The sequence below is a fragment of the Enterobacter sp. BIDMC92 genome (genome assembly GCF_001030225.1).
GTDB lineage: Bacteria > Pseudomonadota > Gammaproteobacteria > Enterobacterales > Enterobacteriaceae > Enterobacter > Enterobacter sichuanensis.
The window spans coordinates 310,429-325,265 of the sequence record NZ_KQ087598.1 but is presented as its reverse complement, the minus strand read 5'-3'; the positions used below and the strand labels follow the sequence as shown (position 1 = coordinate 325,265).

The following is a 14,837-nucleotide window of genomic DNA, read 5'->3' as shown; positions in this document are numbered from 1 at the left end:
AATCAGAACGGAATGTCGTCGTCGAAATCCATTGGCGGTTCGTTAGACGGCGCCGGCGCAGACTGCTGCTGCGGACGAGACTGTGCGCCGCCGCTGAACTGGTTGCCGCCCTGTGGCTGCTGAGGCTGACCCCAACCGCCCTGCTGCTGGCCACCACCTGCTGGTGCGCCACCGCCCTGACGGCCACCCAGCATCTGCATGGTGCCACCGACGTTAACCACCACTTCAGTGGTGTACTTCTCAGCACCGGACTGATCGGTCCATTTGCGGGTACGCAGCTGGCCTTCGATATACACCTGAGAACCTTTACGCAGATACTCACCGGCCACTTCTGCCAGTTTGCCAAACAGCACAACGCGGTGCCATTCGGTCTGCTCTTTCATCTCACCGGTCGCTTTATCACGCCAGGATTCGGAAGTAGCCAGCGTAATGTTGGCAACTGCGCCACCACTCGGCATGTAGCGTACTTCCGGGTCCTGGCCCAGATTACCGACGAGAATCACCTTGTTTACGCCTCTGCTGGCCATGTTCGTGTCTCCTGAATACGTTTCTTAATAGTGTAAACGCGCGAGTGTACCATTTCCATGCTGCATTTTGATAGCTGCGAGATGGATTCCAGAGTTCTCGTGCGAACATAACATTGTTACACAGTCAGTCAGAAAATGCATTCCAATACTGTATATTCAAACAGGTCAAATTGTGTCATAATTAGCCGTTTCTGACAGCCGTTTGTCCTTCAAACAAACCAGGCAATCCGTGTTCCAACCGGGAAAGGTGAATGGATAAGATCGAAGTTCGGGGCGCCCGCACCCACAATCTCAAGAATATCAACCTCATAATCCCTCGCGACAAACTCATTGTCGTGACCGGGCTTTCGGGGTCTGGCAAATCCTCACTGGCTTTCGACACTCTGTATGCCGAAGGACAGCGTCGTTACGTTGAATCACTCTCTGCGTACGCGCGTCAGTTCCTGTCGCTGATGGAAAAACCGGATGTCGACCACATTGAAGGCTTGTCTCCTGCTATCTCTATTGAGCAGAAGTCCACCTCGCATAACCCGCGCTCAACGGTCGGTACCATTACCGAAATTCATGACTACCTGCGTCTGCTGTATGCCCGCGTGGGTGAGCCGCGCTGCCCGGACCACGACGTCCCGCTGGCGGCACAGACCGTGAGCCAGATGGTGGATAACGTGCTGTCGCAGCCGGAAGGCAAACGCCTGATGCTGCTGGCGCCGATCATCAAAGAGCGTAAGGGCGAGCACACCAAAACGCTGGAAAACCTGGCAAGCCAGGGCTATATCCGCGCCCGTATTGATGGCGAGGTGTGTGACCTGTCCGATCCCCCTAAGCTGGAGCTGCAGAAGAAGCACACTATTGAAGTGGTGATTGACCGCTTTAAGGTGCGTGACGATCTCGCCACGCGTCTGGCGGAATCGTTTGAAACCGCGCTGGAACTCTCCGGCGGTACCGCCGTGGTCTCCGACATGGACGACCCGCAGGCGGAAGAGCTGCTCTTCTCCGCCAACTTTGCCTGTCCGATTTGCGGCTACAGCATGCGCGAGCTGGAACCGCGCCTGTTCTCATTCAACAACCCGGCGGGCGCCTGCCCGACGTGTGACGGCCTGGGTGTGCAGCAGTATTTTGACCCGGATCGTGTGATCCAGAATCCGGAGCTGTCGCTTGCGGGCGGCGCGATCCGCGGCTGGGATAAGCGTAACTTCTACTACTTCCAGATGCTTAAATCGCTGGCAGAGCACTATAAGTTCGACGTGGAAGCGCCGTGGGCCAGCCTGAGCCCGAACGTGCACAAAGTGATCCTGTTCGGTTCCGGTAAAGAGAACATCGAGTTCAAATATATGAACGATCGCGGCGACACCTCCGTACGTCGCCACCCTTTCGAAGGGGTGCTGCACAATATGGAGCGCCGCTACAAAGAGACGGAATCCAGCGCGGTACGCGAAGAGCTGGCGAAGTTCATCAGCAACCGCTCCTGCGCCACCTGTGACGGCACCCGTCTGCGTCGCGAAGCGCGCCACGTGTTTGTGGAAAACACCGCACTGCCGACCATCTCAGACATGAGCATCGGTCACGCAATGGACTTCTTCAACAATCTGAAGCTCTCTGGCCAGCGCGCGAAAATCGCCGAAAAAGTGCTGAAAGAGATCGGCGATCGTCTGAAGTTCCTGGTCAACGTTGGCCTGAACTACCTGACGCTTTCCCGCTCGGCAGAAACGCTCTCCGGCGGTGAAGCCCAACGTATCCGTCTGGCAAGCCAGATTGGCGCAGGCCTGGTCGGCGTCATGTACGTGCTTGATGAGCCGTCCATCGGCCTTCACCAGCGCGACAACGAGCGTCTGCTCGGTACCCTTATTCATCTGCGTAACCTCGGCAATACGGTGATTGTGGTTGAGCATGATGAAGATGCGATCCGTGCTGCCGACCATGTTATCGACATCGGCCCGGGCGCGGGCGTACACGGCGGCCAGGTGGTCGCGGAAGGCACCCTGAAAGACATTATGGCAGTGCCAGAATCGTTAACCGGCCAGTACATGAGCGGCAAGCGCAAGATTGAGGTGCCGAAGCAGCGCGTGGCGGCGAATCCGGAGAAAGTGCTTAAGCTCACCGGCGCGCGCGGCAACAACCTGAAAGACGTCACCCTGACGCTGCCGGTTGGCCTGTTTACCTGTATTACTGGCGTATCCGGTTCCGGTAAATCGACGCTAATCAACGATACGCTGTTCCCGATTGCGCAGACGGCGCTGAACGGCGCGACGCTGGCCGAACCGGCACCGTACCGTGATATCCAGGGGCTGGAGCATTTCGATAAGGTTATCGACATTGATCAGAGCCCGATTGGCCGGACCCCGCGTTCCAACCCGGCGACCTATACCGGCGTCTTTACGCCCGTACGTGAGCTGTTTGCAGGCGTTCCGGAAGCGCGTTCGCGCGGCTATACGCCAGGTCGTTTCAGCTTTAACGTTCGCGGCGGCCGCTGTGAGGCGTGTCAGGGCGACGGCGTGATCAAGGTGGAGATGCATTTCCTGCCGGATATCTACGTGCCGTGCGACCAGTGCAAAGGCAAACGCTATAACCGCGAAACACTGGAGATTAAGTACAAAGGCAAAACGATCCACGAAGTGCTGGACATGACCATCGAAGAGGCGCGTGAGTTCTTTGATGCCGTACCTGCGCTGGCGCGTAAGCTGCAGACGCTGATGGACGTCGGTCTGACCTACATTCGTCTGGGGCAGTCCGCCACCACGCTGTCAGGGGGTGAAGCGCAGCGCGTGAAGCTGGCGCGTGAGTTGTCCAAACGCGGTACCGGTCAGACGCTGTATATCCTGGATGAGCCGACCACCGGTCTGCACTTTGCCGATATCCAGCAGCTGCTCGACGTTCTGCATCAGCTTCGCGATCAGGGCAACACCATTGTGGTCATTGAACACAACCTGGACGTGATTAAAACCGCGGACTGGATTGTCGATCTCGGCCCGGAAGGCGGCAGCGGCGGCGGTGAAATCCTTGTCTCCGGCACCCCAGAGACCGTTGCAGAGTGCGAAGCCTCGCACACCGCGCGCTTCCTCAAGCCATTGCTGTAATCAGTTGCATAACCACAGCCGGAAGGCTGTGGTTATCAAACCCGACTTTTCTCTTCTATCATCGTATTGGTAATCCATCCCAATGCGGCAGCATCTCTTTCTCCGTTCAATGTCACAATGACATCCTGACATTCTCTGTCCTGATCGATCTGTTTTTTTGCTTCCAGCAACGTCGCTTTTGCCCCTACCACGCCAAAACGGGTGAAAAGAATGCCATAGGTCGGATCATTGATTAAATCTTGCAATGTGGGATCCTGGAGGGTTCTGTTACGAGCAATAAATTCGGTGATCATACTTTGGTGGATAATATATTTTATCACACCGTTTTCATCCAAAATGGGTAGACGCGTAATGTTTCTATCTTTCATTTTCCCGTCTAATAAATCATGATACAATTTTATGTCGGCATAGTTAACGTTCCTTTGCATAACCACAAACTTTTCATCCATGGGATACATAACCTGACTAACAAAAATAGTTTTTAATTTATCATCCCCAGCTAAGGCTATCGCAATATCCTGTGCGTGTTCTGTGACAGCTTTCAAGCTATCACGAGAAAAGTAGAATGCAATTATAGTACTAATCCATGCAGAAATTACTGGCAAGAAAATCATAATAAGATCTTTAACCAAAGGAAAGATATCTTTTAGAGAAGCGTCGCTATCATGTTTATAAAGAACTATTAACGCAATAAACAGAAGAAAAATAATAATTCCTAATCCGCCAGAAAGAACAAGCCCTCCTATCCTTTGCCGGGGTAACGAAGCCTCGCTCTGCGATGCAGCGTCTACAGGAGTAGATGGCGAATTGTCCATGTTACACCACCTGGATGCCAGGGATACGGATATAACACCTGACGAGTGAAGGGTGTCTTGTCTTTTCCCACACACCATCACCAGAAGTGCTGTCTCTGTCACCGAGTCCGTTAGTGTTACCTTCTACGGTAAGAATATCATCATTAATAGCCAATTGATCCCTTTTCACAATTCCAATATGAGAGAAATCATAGACAACAAAATCGCCCTTCTGAGCATTATGTCCTTTTGAAAGAACAGTGAGTCCTTTTTGCTGCGCCCATTTCTCCCAACCAAATGCGCTCGCATCACGGCAGCGCCATTTATCCGCCAGAGAAAATGTCGCAATATTCAACCGCTGTCGAACCTCTTCCTCCTTCAACCACTCCTGCATAATCCAACAGGTAAATGCAGCACACCATGGCCATGCACCAGGTTGCAACCAGGTGGCCCCTTGATATTCCACTATTCTGGCACCTGTGTTATTTACGACACCTTCACGGGTACCTATTTCTTTATCAGCAATGTCTACGAGCCTATTAATTATCGAGTCCATAATTACCTCCACTATGACAGTAGAGGTAATTATATGAGGGTGGCGGCTATCGTCTTTCACCCAATTTTATTAATTACATCCATTCATCATACGACTTCTATATGGATATTTTACGCTGAACGTCCTCAGGCAACATATCAACCGCCTGCTTATAAGACGCGTCAACCAGATAGTATATTTGTGAGCCTGGCAGCGACCCGTCAAGATAGACGGTACTCCAGTGAGCTTTATTGAGATGCTTGCTTGGCCGCACGTCATGGTGCTGCTGGCGTAACAAATCGGCCAGTTCCGGGCTGGTTTTCAGCGACGCCGCTGGACGCCCCTCAACCTCTTTCACCATCGCAAACAGGACGTCCCCCACTTTAATCTGGGTGGCTTTCCAGTCGCTATGAACGCTCTGCTCCGCGCCTGGTTTACTCATGCAGTACTGAAGTAGCTCCGAAATTGTCATCTTTATTCCCCTTGTAGCGTGGCGATAATTTTACGCGAACCACCGTGAATACGATGCTCTCCCAGCCAGATCCCCTGCCATGTTCCCAGCATTAGCCGCCCATGGTGTACCGGCAACATCAGCGATACGCCCAGCAGGGAAGATTTGATATGTGAAGGCATGTCATCGTCGCCCTCATAGTCGTGCTCATAAGGCGCGTTGTCCGGAACGGTCTTCAGAAAATGGTGCTCCATGTCAGACCGGACGGTGGGATCGCAATTTTCATTAAGCGTGAGAGAGGCAGACGTGTGCTGAAGCAGCAAATGCAGCAAACCCGTTTTGACCCGCGACAGGTCGCGGATTTGCCCGATGACTTCATCCGTCACCAGGTGAAATCCGCGTGGTTTAGCGCTTAACGTCAGGGTCTGTTGATACCACATGTGCTGCTCCGTAATGAAAGATGAATCTTTCTAAGTGTGCAGCAAGAAGACGAAAGGTAAAACCCGCAGCAGCGAGATTTGACTAAAAAAGAGTCAAAGCCGCTGCCTGGGGCTTAATACTCCGAGTTGACGATCACCTCTTCGCCAAACTTTCCGGCCATCGGCAGCGGTCGATAGGTCGAGTTAGAAGCGCGTAACACTCTGATCCCTCTGGCCCCGACGTCATGCGCAGCGGTAATGTCGTTATCTGAATCACCGTAGAACAGTTTGATATTTTTCATTTCCAGCCACTGGGTTTTGGTGTTTTGCCCTTCTTTGTCACCCGCAAAGATCACCGGGTTCATGTTGGCCGCCGGGATCATGAAATCATCCTGCAGGGTTTTAGAGACGGTTTCCGTTTTGGTCTGACTACGTCCGGTGACAAAGTAAATGCTGTCGCCGCGCTTCACGTGCATGGCGATAAGCGCGCGGGCCACCTCTTTCGGGATGCTGAATTCGTCCCAGCCGTTGTTCATTTTTTCCCAGAATTCGGGGTTTTTCAGATACGCTTCGCTGTCGGGAGAATACATTTTTTTGCCGCGCCAGAATCCCGGGCTGGAGAACAGAACGGTATCGTCAATATCGAAGCCCACGGCCATTGGCGGACGCCCCATCAGGCTGTTCTCGATCTGGGCCACGGAAACCCAGTGAATGGGTGCCTGTTCAGCAAGAATGGCAGCGGTGGTGCCGGTGTAAAGCGGCGTCGGGGCGGAAGCGCGCGCGACGACAGCACTGTTAAGCGAGAACAATAAGCAGGCGGCGCTGAGCGCCAGTGTGATCTTGCGCATATTTTCCCCTGAATATTCAGTTCGTTATCGTTTTATTTTGAGCGAATGGTCAAAAACTTTCCGACCATAACCCCAGCGGGAGGTGAAGGAAAGGAGTTTTTACTTATGAAGTCGAATAAAAAGAAGACGATCACAAAGCACAGAAGAGGCGTGTAGGCCCGGTAAGCGCAGCGCCACCGGGCGAAATTTTACACTGGTGCAAACAAAAAAGCCGGGTGGCGGCTACGCCTTACCCGGCCTACACAGGGCATACACGTAAGTAAATACTCACATTACAGCGGCAAATGCCTGCGCTACACGATGCACGTTGCTGGCATTGAGACCTGCCACGCACATACGCCCGCTGGCAATCAGATAGACGCCAAACTCTTCACGCAGGCGATCGACCTGAGCGGCGCTCAGTCCGGTGTAGCTGAACATCCCGCGCTGTTTCAGCAGATAGTCAAAGTTATGCCCCGGCACAGCCTCTTTCAGCACGTTAACCAGTTCCTGACGCATCGACAGAATACGCTTACGCATGGATTCCACTTCAGCAAGCCAGTTAGCTTTCAGCTGCTCATCACCGAGAACGGTCGCCACCACCTGCGCACCAAAGTTTGGCGGGCTGGAGTAGATACGGCGCACCGTCGCCTTCAGTTGCCCCAGTACACGGCCCGCCGCTTCGGCGTCTTCGCACACCACGGAAAGGCCACCGACGCGCTCGCCGTACAGGGAGAAGATTTTCGAGAAGGAGTTACTCACCAGTGCAGGCAGCCCGGCGCTGGCAACGGCGCGGATCGCGTAGGCATCCTCTTCCATCCCTGCGCCAAAGCCCTGATAGGCAATATCGAGGAACGGGATCAGATTGCGCGCTTTCAGCACCTCAATCACTGCATCCCATTGAGCATTTGTCAGGTCTGCACCGGTCGGGTTATGACAGCACGGATGCAGCAGGACGATACTGCGCTCCGGCAGCGTATTCAGTTTTTCCAGCAGCGCCTCAACGCGCACGCCGTTGGTTTCGCTGTCGAACCACGGGTAGGTCGCCACCTTAAATCCTGCGCCTTCAAAAATCGCTACGTGGTTTTCCCACGTTGGGTCGCTGACCCACACTCCCGAATCCGGGAAATATTTTTTCAGAAAGTCGGCACCCACTTTAAGCGCACCCGACCCGCCCAGCGTCTGGATGGTCGCCACCCGTTTTTGCGCCAGCACGGCGTGATCGGCACCAAACAGCAGCGGCGCGATGGTGTTGCGGTAGCTGTTGAGCCCTTCCATCGGCAAATATAGCGACGCACCGTGCGGCGAGGCGTTCAGACGCGCTTCGGCTTCAGCGACGGCTTTCAACTGAGGAATAATGCCATCCTCGTTGTAATACAGGCCAATGCTGAGGTTCACTTTATCGCTGCGAGGATCTTCTTTGAAACGCTCCATTAAGGAGAGAATGGGGTCGCCGGCGTAGGCGTCAACTTTCTGAAACACGCGATGTCTCCGGAATTCGATGAGGCAGGGAATTCAACAATAAACCGGAAGTGGGAGAAGATCGAGTGGATGTTAATAAAGTTGAAGTGAGGTTATTGGCCTCACTTCATTGTCGGTTCAATCGATGTATTTCATCGCCACCCTTGATGTCAGGCGCGTGATAAGTTCGTAAGCACTCACTTTTGTCATTTCAGCAATGCGTTCAACAGGCAACCCTTCGCCCCACATCACCACATCGTCGCCGGGTTTATCCTGGGCGTCGGGCCCCAGATCGACGCAGATCATGTCCATCGCCACCCGACCCACAATCTTCACTTCGCGGCCGTTGACCAGAACCGGCGTACCGGACGGCGCGGCGCGCGGATAGCCGTCGCCATAGCCCATCGCCACGACGCCGAGACGGGTATCACGCTCGCTGGTCCAGGTGCCGCCGTAACCTACCGGCTCACCCGCTTTGTGTTCGCGCACAGCAATCAGATTAGACACCAGAGACATCACCGGCTGGAAACCCAGGTCCGGTCCCCAGGGTTTGTTCTCCAGCGGCGACACGCCGTAAAGAATGATGCCCGGGCGAGCCCAGTCGAGGTGCGACTGAGGCCACAGTAAAATTCCGCCGGATGCCGCAATGGATCGCATCCCGGGCTTGCCTTCGCAGAAGGTGGTAAAGATATCCAGCTGCCGCTCGGTCTCACCGCACTCGGGCTCATCGGCGCGGGCGAAGTGGCTGACAATATTCACCGGTTGACGCACGTTTTTGCACCGGCACAAACGCTGGTAAAACGCGTCCGCGTTCTCCGGACGCACGCCCAGACGGTGCATACCCGTGTCGAGCTTCATCCACACGGTGACCGGCTCGCTTAGCTCGGCGGTTTCCAGTGCGGCGAGCTGCTCTTCGTTATGCACCGCCGTGTGAAGATGCTGGTCAGCAATGGTCGGCAAATCTGCGGCTTCGAAAAAACCTTCCAGCAGCAGAATCGGTTGCGTGATCCCCCCCGCGCGCAGGCGGAGAGCTTCTTCAAGACGGGCGACGCCAAAGGCGTCGGCATCGGGGAGCGTTCGCGCGGTCTCGAGAAGACCGTGTCCGTAAGCGTTCGCTTTCACGACTGCAACGAGCTTGCTGGCGGGTGCCAGTTCACGCAGACGTTGCAGGTTGTGTCGCAGAGCGCGGCGGTTGATGACGACTGTTGCCGCTTGCATTTGAATTCCTTAGAAATTACTCATCATCATATTGAGGACCGGCATAGTTGTCGAAACGCGACCACTGGCCGTTAAAGGTCAGACGCACCGTCCCGATCGGGCCGTTACGTTGTTTACCAATAATAATTTCGGCGATCCCTTTCAGGTCGCTGTTCTCGTGATAAACCTCATCACGGTAGATGAACATGATTAAGTCCGCATCCTGCTCGATGGAGCCGGATTCACGCAGGTCGGAGTTGACCGGACGTTTGTCGGCACGTTGTTCCAGGGAGCGGTTAAGCTGCGACAGCGCCACGACCGGCACGTGCAGCTCTTTGGCTAACGCCTTGAGCGAGCGGGAAATCTCGGCGATTTCCAGCGTACGGTTGTCGGAAAGCGACGGCACGCGCATCAACTGAAGGTAGTCGATCATGATAAGACCAATGCCGCCGTGCTCGCGGGCGATACGGCGCGCGCGGGAACGGACTTCCGTCGGCGTCAGGCCGGAGGAGTCATCAATATAGATGTTACGTTTTTCCAGCAGAATGCCCATGGTGCCGGAGATGCGCGCCCAGTCCTCATCGTCAAGCTGACCGGTACGGATGCGGGTCTGGTCCACGCGCGACAGCGATGCCAGAGAACGCATCATGATCTGCTCGGAGGGCATCTCAAGACTAAAGATGAGTACCGGCTTGTCCTGCAACATCGCCGCGTTTTCGACGAGGTTCATCGCAAAGGTCGTTTTACCCATCGACGGACGCGCGGCGACGATAATCAAATCTGACGGCTGCAGGCCGGCGGTTTTCTTGTTGAGATCGTCATAGCCGGTGTTCACCCCGGTCACACCGTCATGCGGCTGCTGGAACAGCTGTTCGATACGGGCGACGGTGGCGTCAAGGACATCGGCGATATTTTTTGGGCCTTCGTCTTTATTGGCGCGGCTTTCGGCGATTTTAAAGACGCGGGACTCCGCGAGGTCGAGCAGATCTTCGCTGGTACGGCCCTGCGGATCAAAACCGGCTTCGGCGATCTCATTCGCCACCGAGATCATCTCGCGGACAACCGCACGTTCGCGCACAATGTCGGCGTAGGCGCTGATGTTCGCCGCACTTGGCGTGTTTTTCGATAATTCTGCCAGATAGGCGAACCCGCCGACGCTGTCCAGTTGACCCTGACGCTCCAGCGATTCCGCGAGCGTGATCAGGTCAATCGGGCTGCCCGACTCCTGCAGACGCGCCATTTCGGTAAAGATATGACGGTGCGGACGGGTGTAGAAATCTTCAGACACCACGCGCTCAGCGACGTCGTCCCAGCGTTCGTTATCCAGCATTAAACCGCCCAACACCGACTGTTCCGCTTCAATCGAGTGCGGCGGGACCTTTAACCCTGCGACCTGGTAATCACGCTCGCGAGGTTCAGTCTGTTTGTTGAAGGGTTTGTTTCCTGCCATAGTGAATGGAGTTACCGAGATAAAGAGTGGGTCGAAAGATTACCACATTCTGGAGGAAGCATGGCAACACGTATTGAATTTCACAAGCATGGTGGCCCTGACGTACTCAAAGCGGTGGAGTTCATCCCCGCCGCGCCTGGCGAAAATGAAGTGCAGGTCGAAAACAAAGCCATCGGCATAAATTATATCGATACCTATATTCGCGGCGGCCTCTACCCGCCTCCGTCACTGCCGAGCGGGCTGGGTACCGAGGCGGCCGGTATCGTCAGCAAAGTGGGCAGCGCGGTTAAGCATCTTAAGGAGGGCGATCGCGTGGTGTATGCGCAATCGGCTCTTGGGGCTTACAGCTCCGTCCATAACGTCCCGGCGGATAAAGCCGCCCTGCTGCCCAACGCCATCACCTTTGAGCAGGCGGCGGCCTCGTTCCTGAAGGGGTTGACCGTTTACTACCTGCTGCGCAAAACCTATGAAATAAAACCCGACGAGCAGTTCCTGTTTCATGCCGCGGCGGGTGGCGTCGGGCTTATCGCCTGCCAGTGGGCAAAAGCACTGGGCGCGAAACTGATCGGTACCGTGGGCAATGCGCAAAAAGCGCAGCGCGCGCTGCAGGCGGGCGCCTGGCAGGTCATTAACTACCGTGAAGAGAGCATTACCGAACGGCTGAAAGAGATAACCAACGGCAAAAAAGTCCGCGTCGTGTATGACTCTGTAGGGAAAGATACCTGGGAAGCCTCGCTGGATTGTCTGCAGCGTCGTGGGCTGATGGTCAGCTTCGGGAATGCGTCAGGCGCGGTGACCGGGGTAAATCTCGGCATTCTGAATCAGAAAGGCTCGCTGTACGTCACGCGCCCATCCCTGCAGGGTTACATCACCAACCGGGAAGAGCTGGAGGAAGCCAGTAACGAGCTGTTCTCGCTGATCGCCAGCGGGGTGATAAAAGTGGATGTGGCAGAGGCGCAGAAATATCCGCTAATCGATGCGCAGCGCGCACATGAGGTGCTGGAGAGTCGGGCCACGCAGGGGTCGAGTTTGCTGATTCCCTGAGCCCTGAAAAGAAATTGGGCTTCCTTAAGGAAGCCCTTTCTTTTTTTAGTTCGGCTGTATGTAGGGTACAGCTCGATGAATTCTTTAGCGGCAGCCATAGTGACAGATTCGATAAGTAAATCCTATTCTGTTCTAAGCCCTGCTGCCGGAAAAGTTACAAGTATGTGACGAACCCCTCAATACCTTAGTAACGAAAGCGGTTATTGCGCTGATAAGTGGGCAGTTTTGGTGATTTTATCGCCCGTATCACCCACACCACCGCAATGGCCAGCAGTAACCACGGCAACAGCTTGATCGTCAGGGCAAATAACCCGCCGATAACCATCACCACCGTCGCCACGACGATAGCCGCCAGAATGCCGAGCAGCGACACACCTGTCGCTAACAGCATGACAAAAAAGCCAATCACAAAAAGTAGTTCCAGCATGGTGCTCTCCCACGAGTTCCTGAGTAATGCAACAGGCATTACAAAATCCATGCCAAATCTAATCTCTTGTTCTTAAAGCAAAACGCCCCGCGAGACGTCGCAGGGCGTGGTGAATTTGACGAACTTTTAGCGAAAATTATCGCTTATCAGCCACCAGTCGCAGCGCATGCTCCAGCACATCGATATCGGCGCCGGCTTTATGTGCGTTCTCGCTCAGGTAGCGACGCCACTGACGCGCGCCCGGAATCCCCTGGAACAGGCCGAGCATATGGCGGGTAATGTGGCCGAGATATGTGCCGTTGCTCAGCTCGCGCTCAATGTAAGGATACATGGCACGCACGACGGCAACCGGGTCAGTGTCTGCGCCTGCGATACCAAAGATTTCCCGATCGACCGACGCCAGAATGCCCGGATTCTGATACGCCTCGCGCCCGACCATCACGCCATCCATATGTTCAAGGTGCGCTTTCGCCTCTTCCAGCGACTTAATGCCGCCGTTGATCGACATCGTCAGGTGCGGGAAATCACGCTTCAGCTGATACACGCGAGGATAGTCCAGCGGTGGAATTTCACGGTTCTCTTTTGGGCTAAGGCCAGAAAGCCAGGCTTTACGCGCGTGGATGATAAACATCTCGCATTCGCCTTTCCCGGAAACCGTATTGATAAAATCGCACAGGAATTCGTAGCTGTCCTGGTCGTCAATGCCGATGCGGGTTTTGACCGTCACCGGGATGGAGACCACGTCGCGCATCGCCTTGATACAGTCTGCCACCAGCTGAGCGTTCCCCATCAGGCACGCGCCGAACATGCCGTTTTGCACGCGATCGGACGGGCAGCCGACGTTGAGGTTGATCTCGTCGTAGCCGCGCGCTTCTGCCAGCTTCGCGCACTGCGCCAGCGCGGCCGGATCGCTGCCGCCCAGCTGCAGGGCAACCGGATGCTCTTCCTCGCTATAGGCCAGATAGTCGCCCTTGCCGTGAATGATTGCGCCCGTGGTCACCATCTCGGTGTACAGCAGCGTATGGCGGGAGAGCTGACGCAGGAAGTAGCGGCAGTGTCTGTCCGTCCAGTCGAGCATCGGCGCAATGGAAAAACGGTGTGCGGGAAAAACAGTCTGTAATTCTGACGACATGGCGAAGTTTTAAGCATCTGGTGGAAAAGGGGCGCTACTATAGCACAAAGAAAAGCCGGAGGCGCAGCGCCTCCGGTGGACTTTAGAACGTCATGCTCAGCTGAGCCCCTGCCCCCCAGGTCTCGTCTTCGCCGTACAGACCCATCAGGTCAACATGCACGGTGCTAAACGGCGCGAAACCGACACCGCCGGTAAAGACATTGCTGTCGTTACCCTTCACGTCTGCGCGATAACCCGCCCGCACCGCCAGCCAGCTCAGCGGCGTGACTTCGGCACCGACACCAACATACTGTGACGTATCTTCGCTCTTGAAGCCCTTGGTTTCCGTCAGATCACCATCGGCGGTCAGCGTCACCAGATCGTTGTGCCAGGCGGCCCCGGCGGTCACCAGCGGACGGATCTGGTAGGTGTCTTTATAGCTCACCACTTCTCCCGTACGCCCGTTGCGGATACGGATATCTTTGGTGTCGATATCACGCGACATCAGGTTTTGTCCGCTCACGCCGACGGTCCAGTTTTCGCCGAAATCGGCCGCAATCCCGGCATCCACGTTGAAGCCCGTATCGTCTGTACGGTAGCGGCTGTCGTTCCACTTATTACTGTCGTAATCGTAGATTGAGGTCGTGTAGTTATAGACCCAGGTTTTTTGCAGTTTTGGCGTCACGCCCACGGAAACCGGAACGCCGCCAAGATCGAACTGACGGGCAATGGCAACGCCATAGTCGGACACAATTGCCGCCCGGCCAGAGGCCGTTGAGTTGAGGTTTTTGGTGATTTGGTCCGTGCCGTTCAGCGCAGCATCCAGCGCGATGCCGGCCGCGACCGCATCACTGTTTTGAATACCGCGGAGGTAATCAATATCCTGCTGGTCGATCGACGAACTCACCCGACCATGGGCGTAGCCTTTCGCCATAAACGCCACAGAAAGGACATCGTTAGGGATACTCACGGCAATGCCTGCCCCTGCCGTAGCGCGTGCGGTCTTGCCCTTGAGATAGTCCAGCTCATCGGCAAGATCTTTTGCCGCGCCCTGGAACTGGTTAATAGAACCTAATGGATTGGTGATAATTTCAACCGGTGTAAGATTATCCACCACATCCTTATAGTGATTAATTTTGTCGTTGATATTATCAATCTCGTCCTGAAGATTGTCTTCATCCGTGATCTGCGCGCCAACCGAAGGCAATATGACCGTCACATCATCGTCCGGTTTTGCCTTTGCCAGCAGCGCGGGGTTGATTAACGCCCCACTGCCATAGCTTCCCGAAGCCACGCCGGTGCCACCCATTGCGTCGCTGCGTGATTCTGTCCAGGTATTGGCTGCTCCCGCCTGATTTGCCATAAACAAGGAGACAGCAATGCTAACCACCGAAAATTTAAAATTTTTTTTCACAGTATGCCCGTTATAGTCTGTTATGAAATAACCCCTGTCTGTTATCACCCAAACAGGAACGAACTATTGCTGTGAATAAGTAGTAAAAGACCCGCTAATTCTTTCC

14 protein-coding genes are annotated in these 14,837 nt (G+C 54.8%); 2 read left to right on the top strand and 12 right to left on the bottom strand.

Annotated elements, in window-relative coordinates:
- Positions 1–2: 2 nt before the first annotated feature.
- Positions 3–527 carry a single-stranded DNA-binding protein SSB1 gene (gene ssb1, locus SP99_RS01530; protein ID WP_008503384.1) on the bottom strand — a complete coding sequence of 175 codons (525 nt, stop codon included), beginning with the start codon at positions 525–527 and terminating at the stop codon, positions 3–5.
- Between the two features lie 251 nt (positions 528–778).
- Between ssb1 and uvrA the strand changes: the two genes are divergently transcribed.
- Positions 779–3,601 (top strand): excinuclease ABC subunit UvrA, encoded by a 2,823-nt coding sequence (uvrA, locus tag SP99_RS01525; protein WP_047957548.1) that lies wholly within the window; start codon positions 779–781, stop codon positions 3,599–3,601.
- Between the two features lie 35 nt (positions 3,602–3,636).
- Here uvrA and SP99_RS01520 read toward each other — a convergent pair whose 3' ends face one another.
- The 8 genes from SP99_RS01520 to dnaB all read right to left on the bottom strand — a co-directional run bounded on the left by SP99_RS01520 (position 3,637) and on the right by dnaB (position 10,735).
- Positions 3,637–4,416 (bottom strand): CBS domain-containing protein, encoded by a 780-nt coding sequence (locus SP99_RS01520; protein WP_047957547.1) that lies wholly within the window; start codon positions 4,414–4,416, stop codon positions 3,637–3,639.
- Position 4,417: 1 nt separating this feature from the next.
- Entirely contained in the window at positions 4,418–4,951 is a 534-nt protein-coding gene (locus tag SP99_RS23000; protein WP_053060126.1) for a CHAP domain-containing protein, read from the bottom strand.
- Positions 4,952–5,048: 97 nt separating this feature from the next.
- Positions 5,049–5,402, bottom strand: coding sequence for an MmcQ/YjbR family DNA-binding protein (locus tag SP99_RS01510; RefSeq protein WP_047957546.1), 354 nt, complete (start codon positions 5,400–5,402; stop codon positions 5,049–5,051).
- 2 nt (positions 5,403–5,404) lie between these two features.
- Positions 5,405–5,821, bottom strand: coding sequence for a secondary thiamine-phosphate synthase enzyme YjbQ (locus SP99_RS01505; RefSeq protein ID WP_045285553.1), 417 nt, complete (start codon positions 5,819–5,821; stop codon positions 5,405–5,407).
- Between the two features lie 113 nt (positions 5,822–5,934).
- Entirely contained in the window at positions 5,935–6,648 is a 714-nt protein-coding gene (aphA, locus tag SP99_RS01500) for an acid phosphatase AphA (protein ID WP_047957545.1), read from the bottom strand.
- Positions 6,649–6,915: 267 nt separating this feature from the next.
- Entirely contained in the window at positions 6,916–8,109 is a 1,194-nt protein-coding gene (gene tyrB, locus SP99_RS01495) for an aromatic amino acid transaminase (protein ID WP_047957544.1), read from the bottom strand.
- Positions 8,110–8,226: 117 nt separating this feature from the next.
- Positions 8,227–9,306 (bottom strand): alanine racemase, encoded by a 1,080-nt coding sequence (gene alr / locus SP99_RS01490; protein WP_047957543.1) that lies wholly within the window; start codon positions 9,304–9,306, stop codon positions 8,227–8,229.
- A 16-nt stretch (positions 9,307–9,322) separates the two neighbouring features.
- Complete coding sequence (dnaB, locus tag SP99_RS01485; RefSeq protein WP_025757838.1) at positions 9,323–10,735, bottom strand: replicative DNA helicase; 1,413 nt, start codon at positions 10,733–10,735, stop codon at positions 9,323–9,325.
- Between the two features lie 60 nt (positions 10,736–10,795).
- On the opposite strand from dnaB, the gene SP99_RS01480 reads away from it, so the two are divergent.
- Positions 10,796–11,779 (top strand): quinone oxidoreductase, encoded by a 984-nt coding sequence (locus SP99_RS01480; RefSeq protein ID WP_047957542.1) that lies wholly within the window; start codon positions 10,796–10,798, stop codon positions 11,777–11,779.
- Between the two features lie 184 nt (positions 11,780–11,963).
- Here SP99_RS01480 and pspG read toward each other — a convergent pair whose 3' ends face one another.
- The 3 genes from pspG to SP99_RS01465 all read right to left on the bottom strand — a co-directional run bounded on the left by pspG (position 11,964) and on the right by SP99_RS01465 (position 14,731).
- Positions 11,964–12,206 carry an envelope stress response protein PspG gene (gene pspG, locus SP99_RS01475; RefSeq protein WP_025757837.1) on the bottom strand — a complete coding sequence of 81 codons (243 nt, stop codon included), beginning with the start codon at positions 12,204–12,206 and terminating at the stop codon, positions 11,964–11,966.
- Positions 12,207–12,342: 136 nt separating this feature from the next.
- Entirely contained in the window at positions 12,343–13,338 is a 996-nt protein-coding gene (gene dusA / locus SP99_RS01470; protein WP_045285556.1) for a tRNA dihydrouridine(20/20a) synthase DusA, read from the bottom strand.
- An 82-nt stretch (positions 13,339–13,420) separates the two neighbouring features.
- Positions 13,421–14,731 (bottom strand): conjugal transfer protein TraF, encoded by a 1,311-nt coding sequence (locus SP99_RS01465; protein WP_047957541.1) that lies wholly within the window; start codon positions 14,729–14,731, stop codon positions 13,421–13,423.
- Positions 14,732–14,837 lie beyond the last annotated feature (106 nt).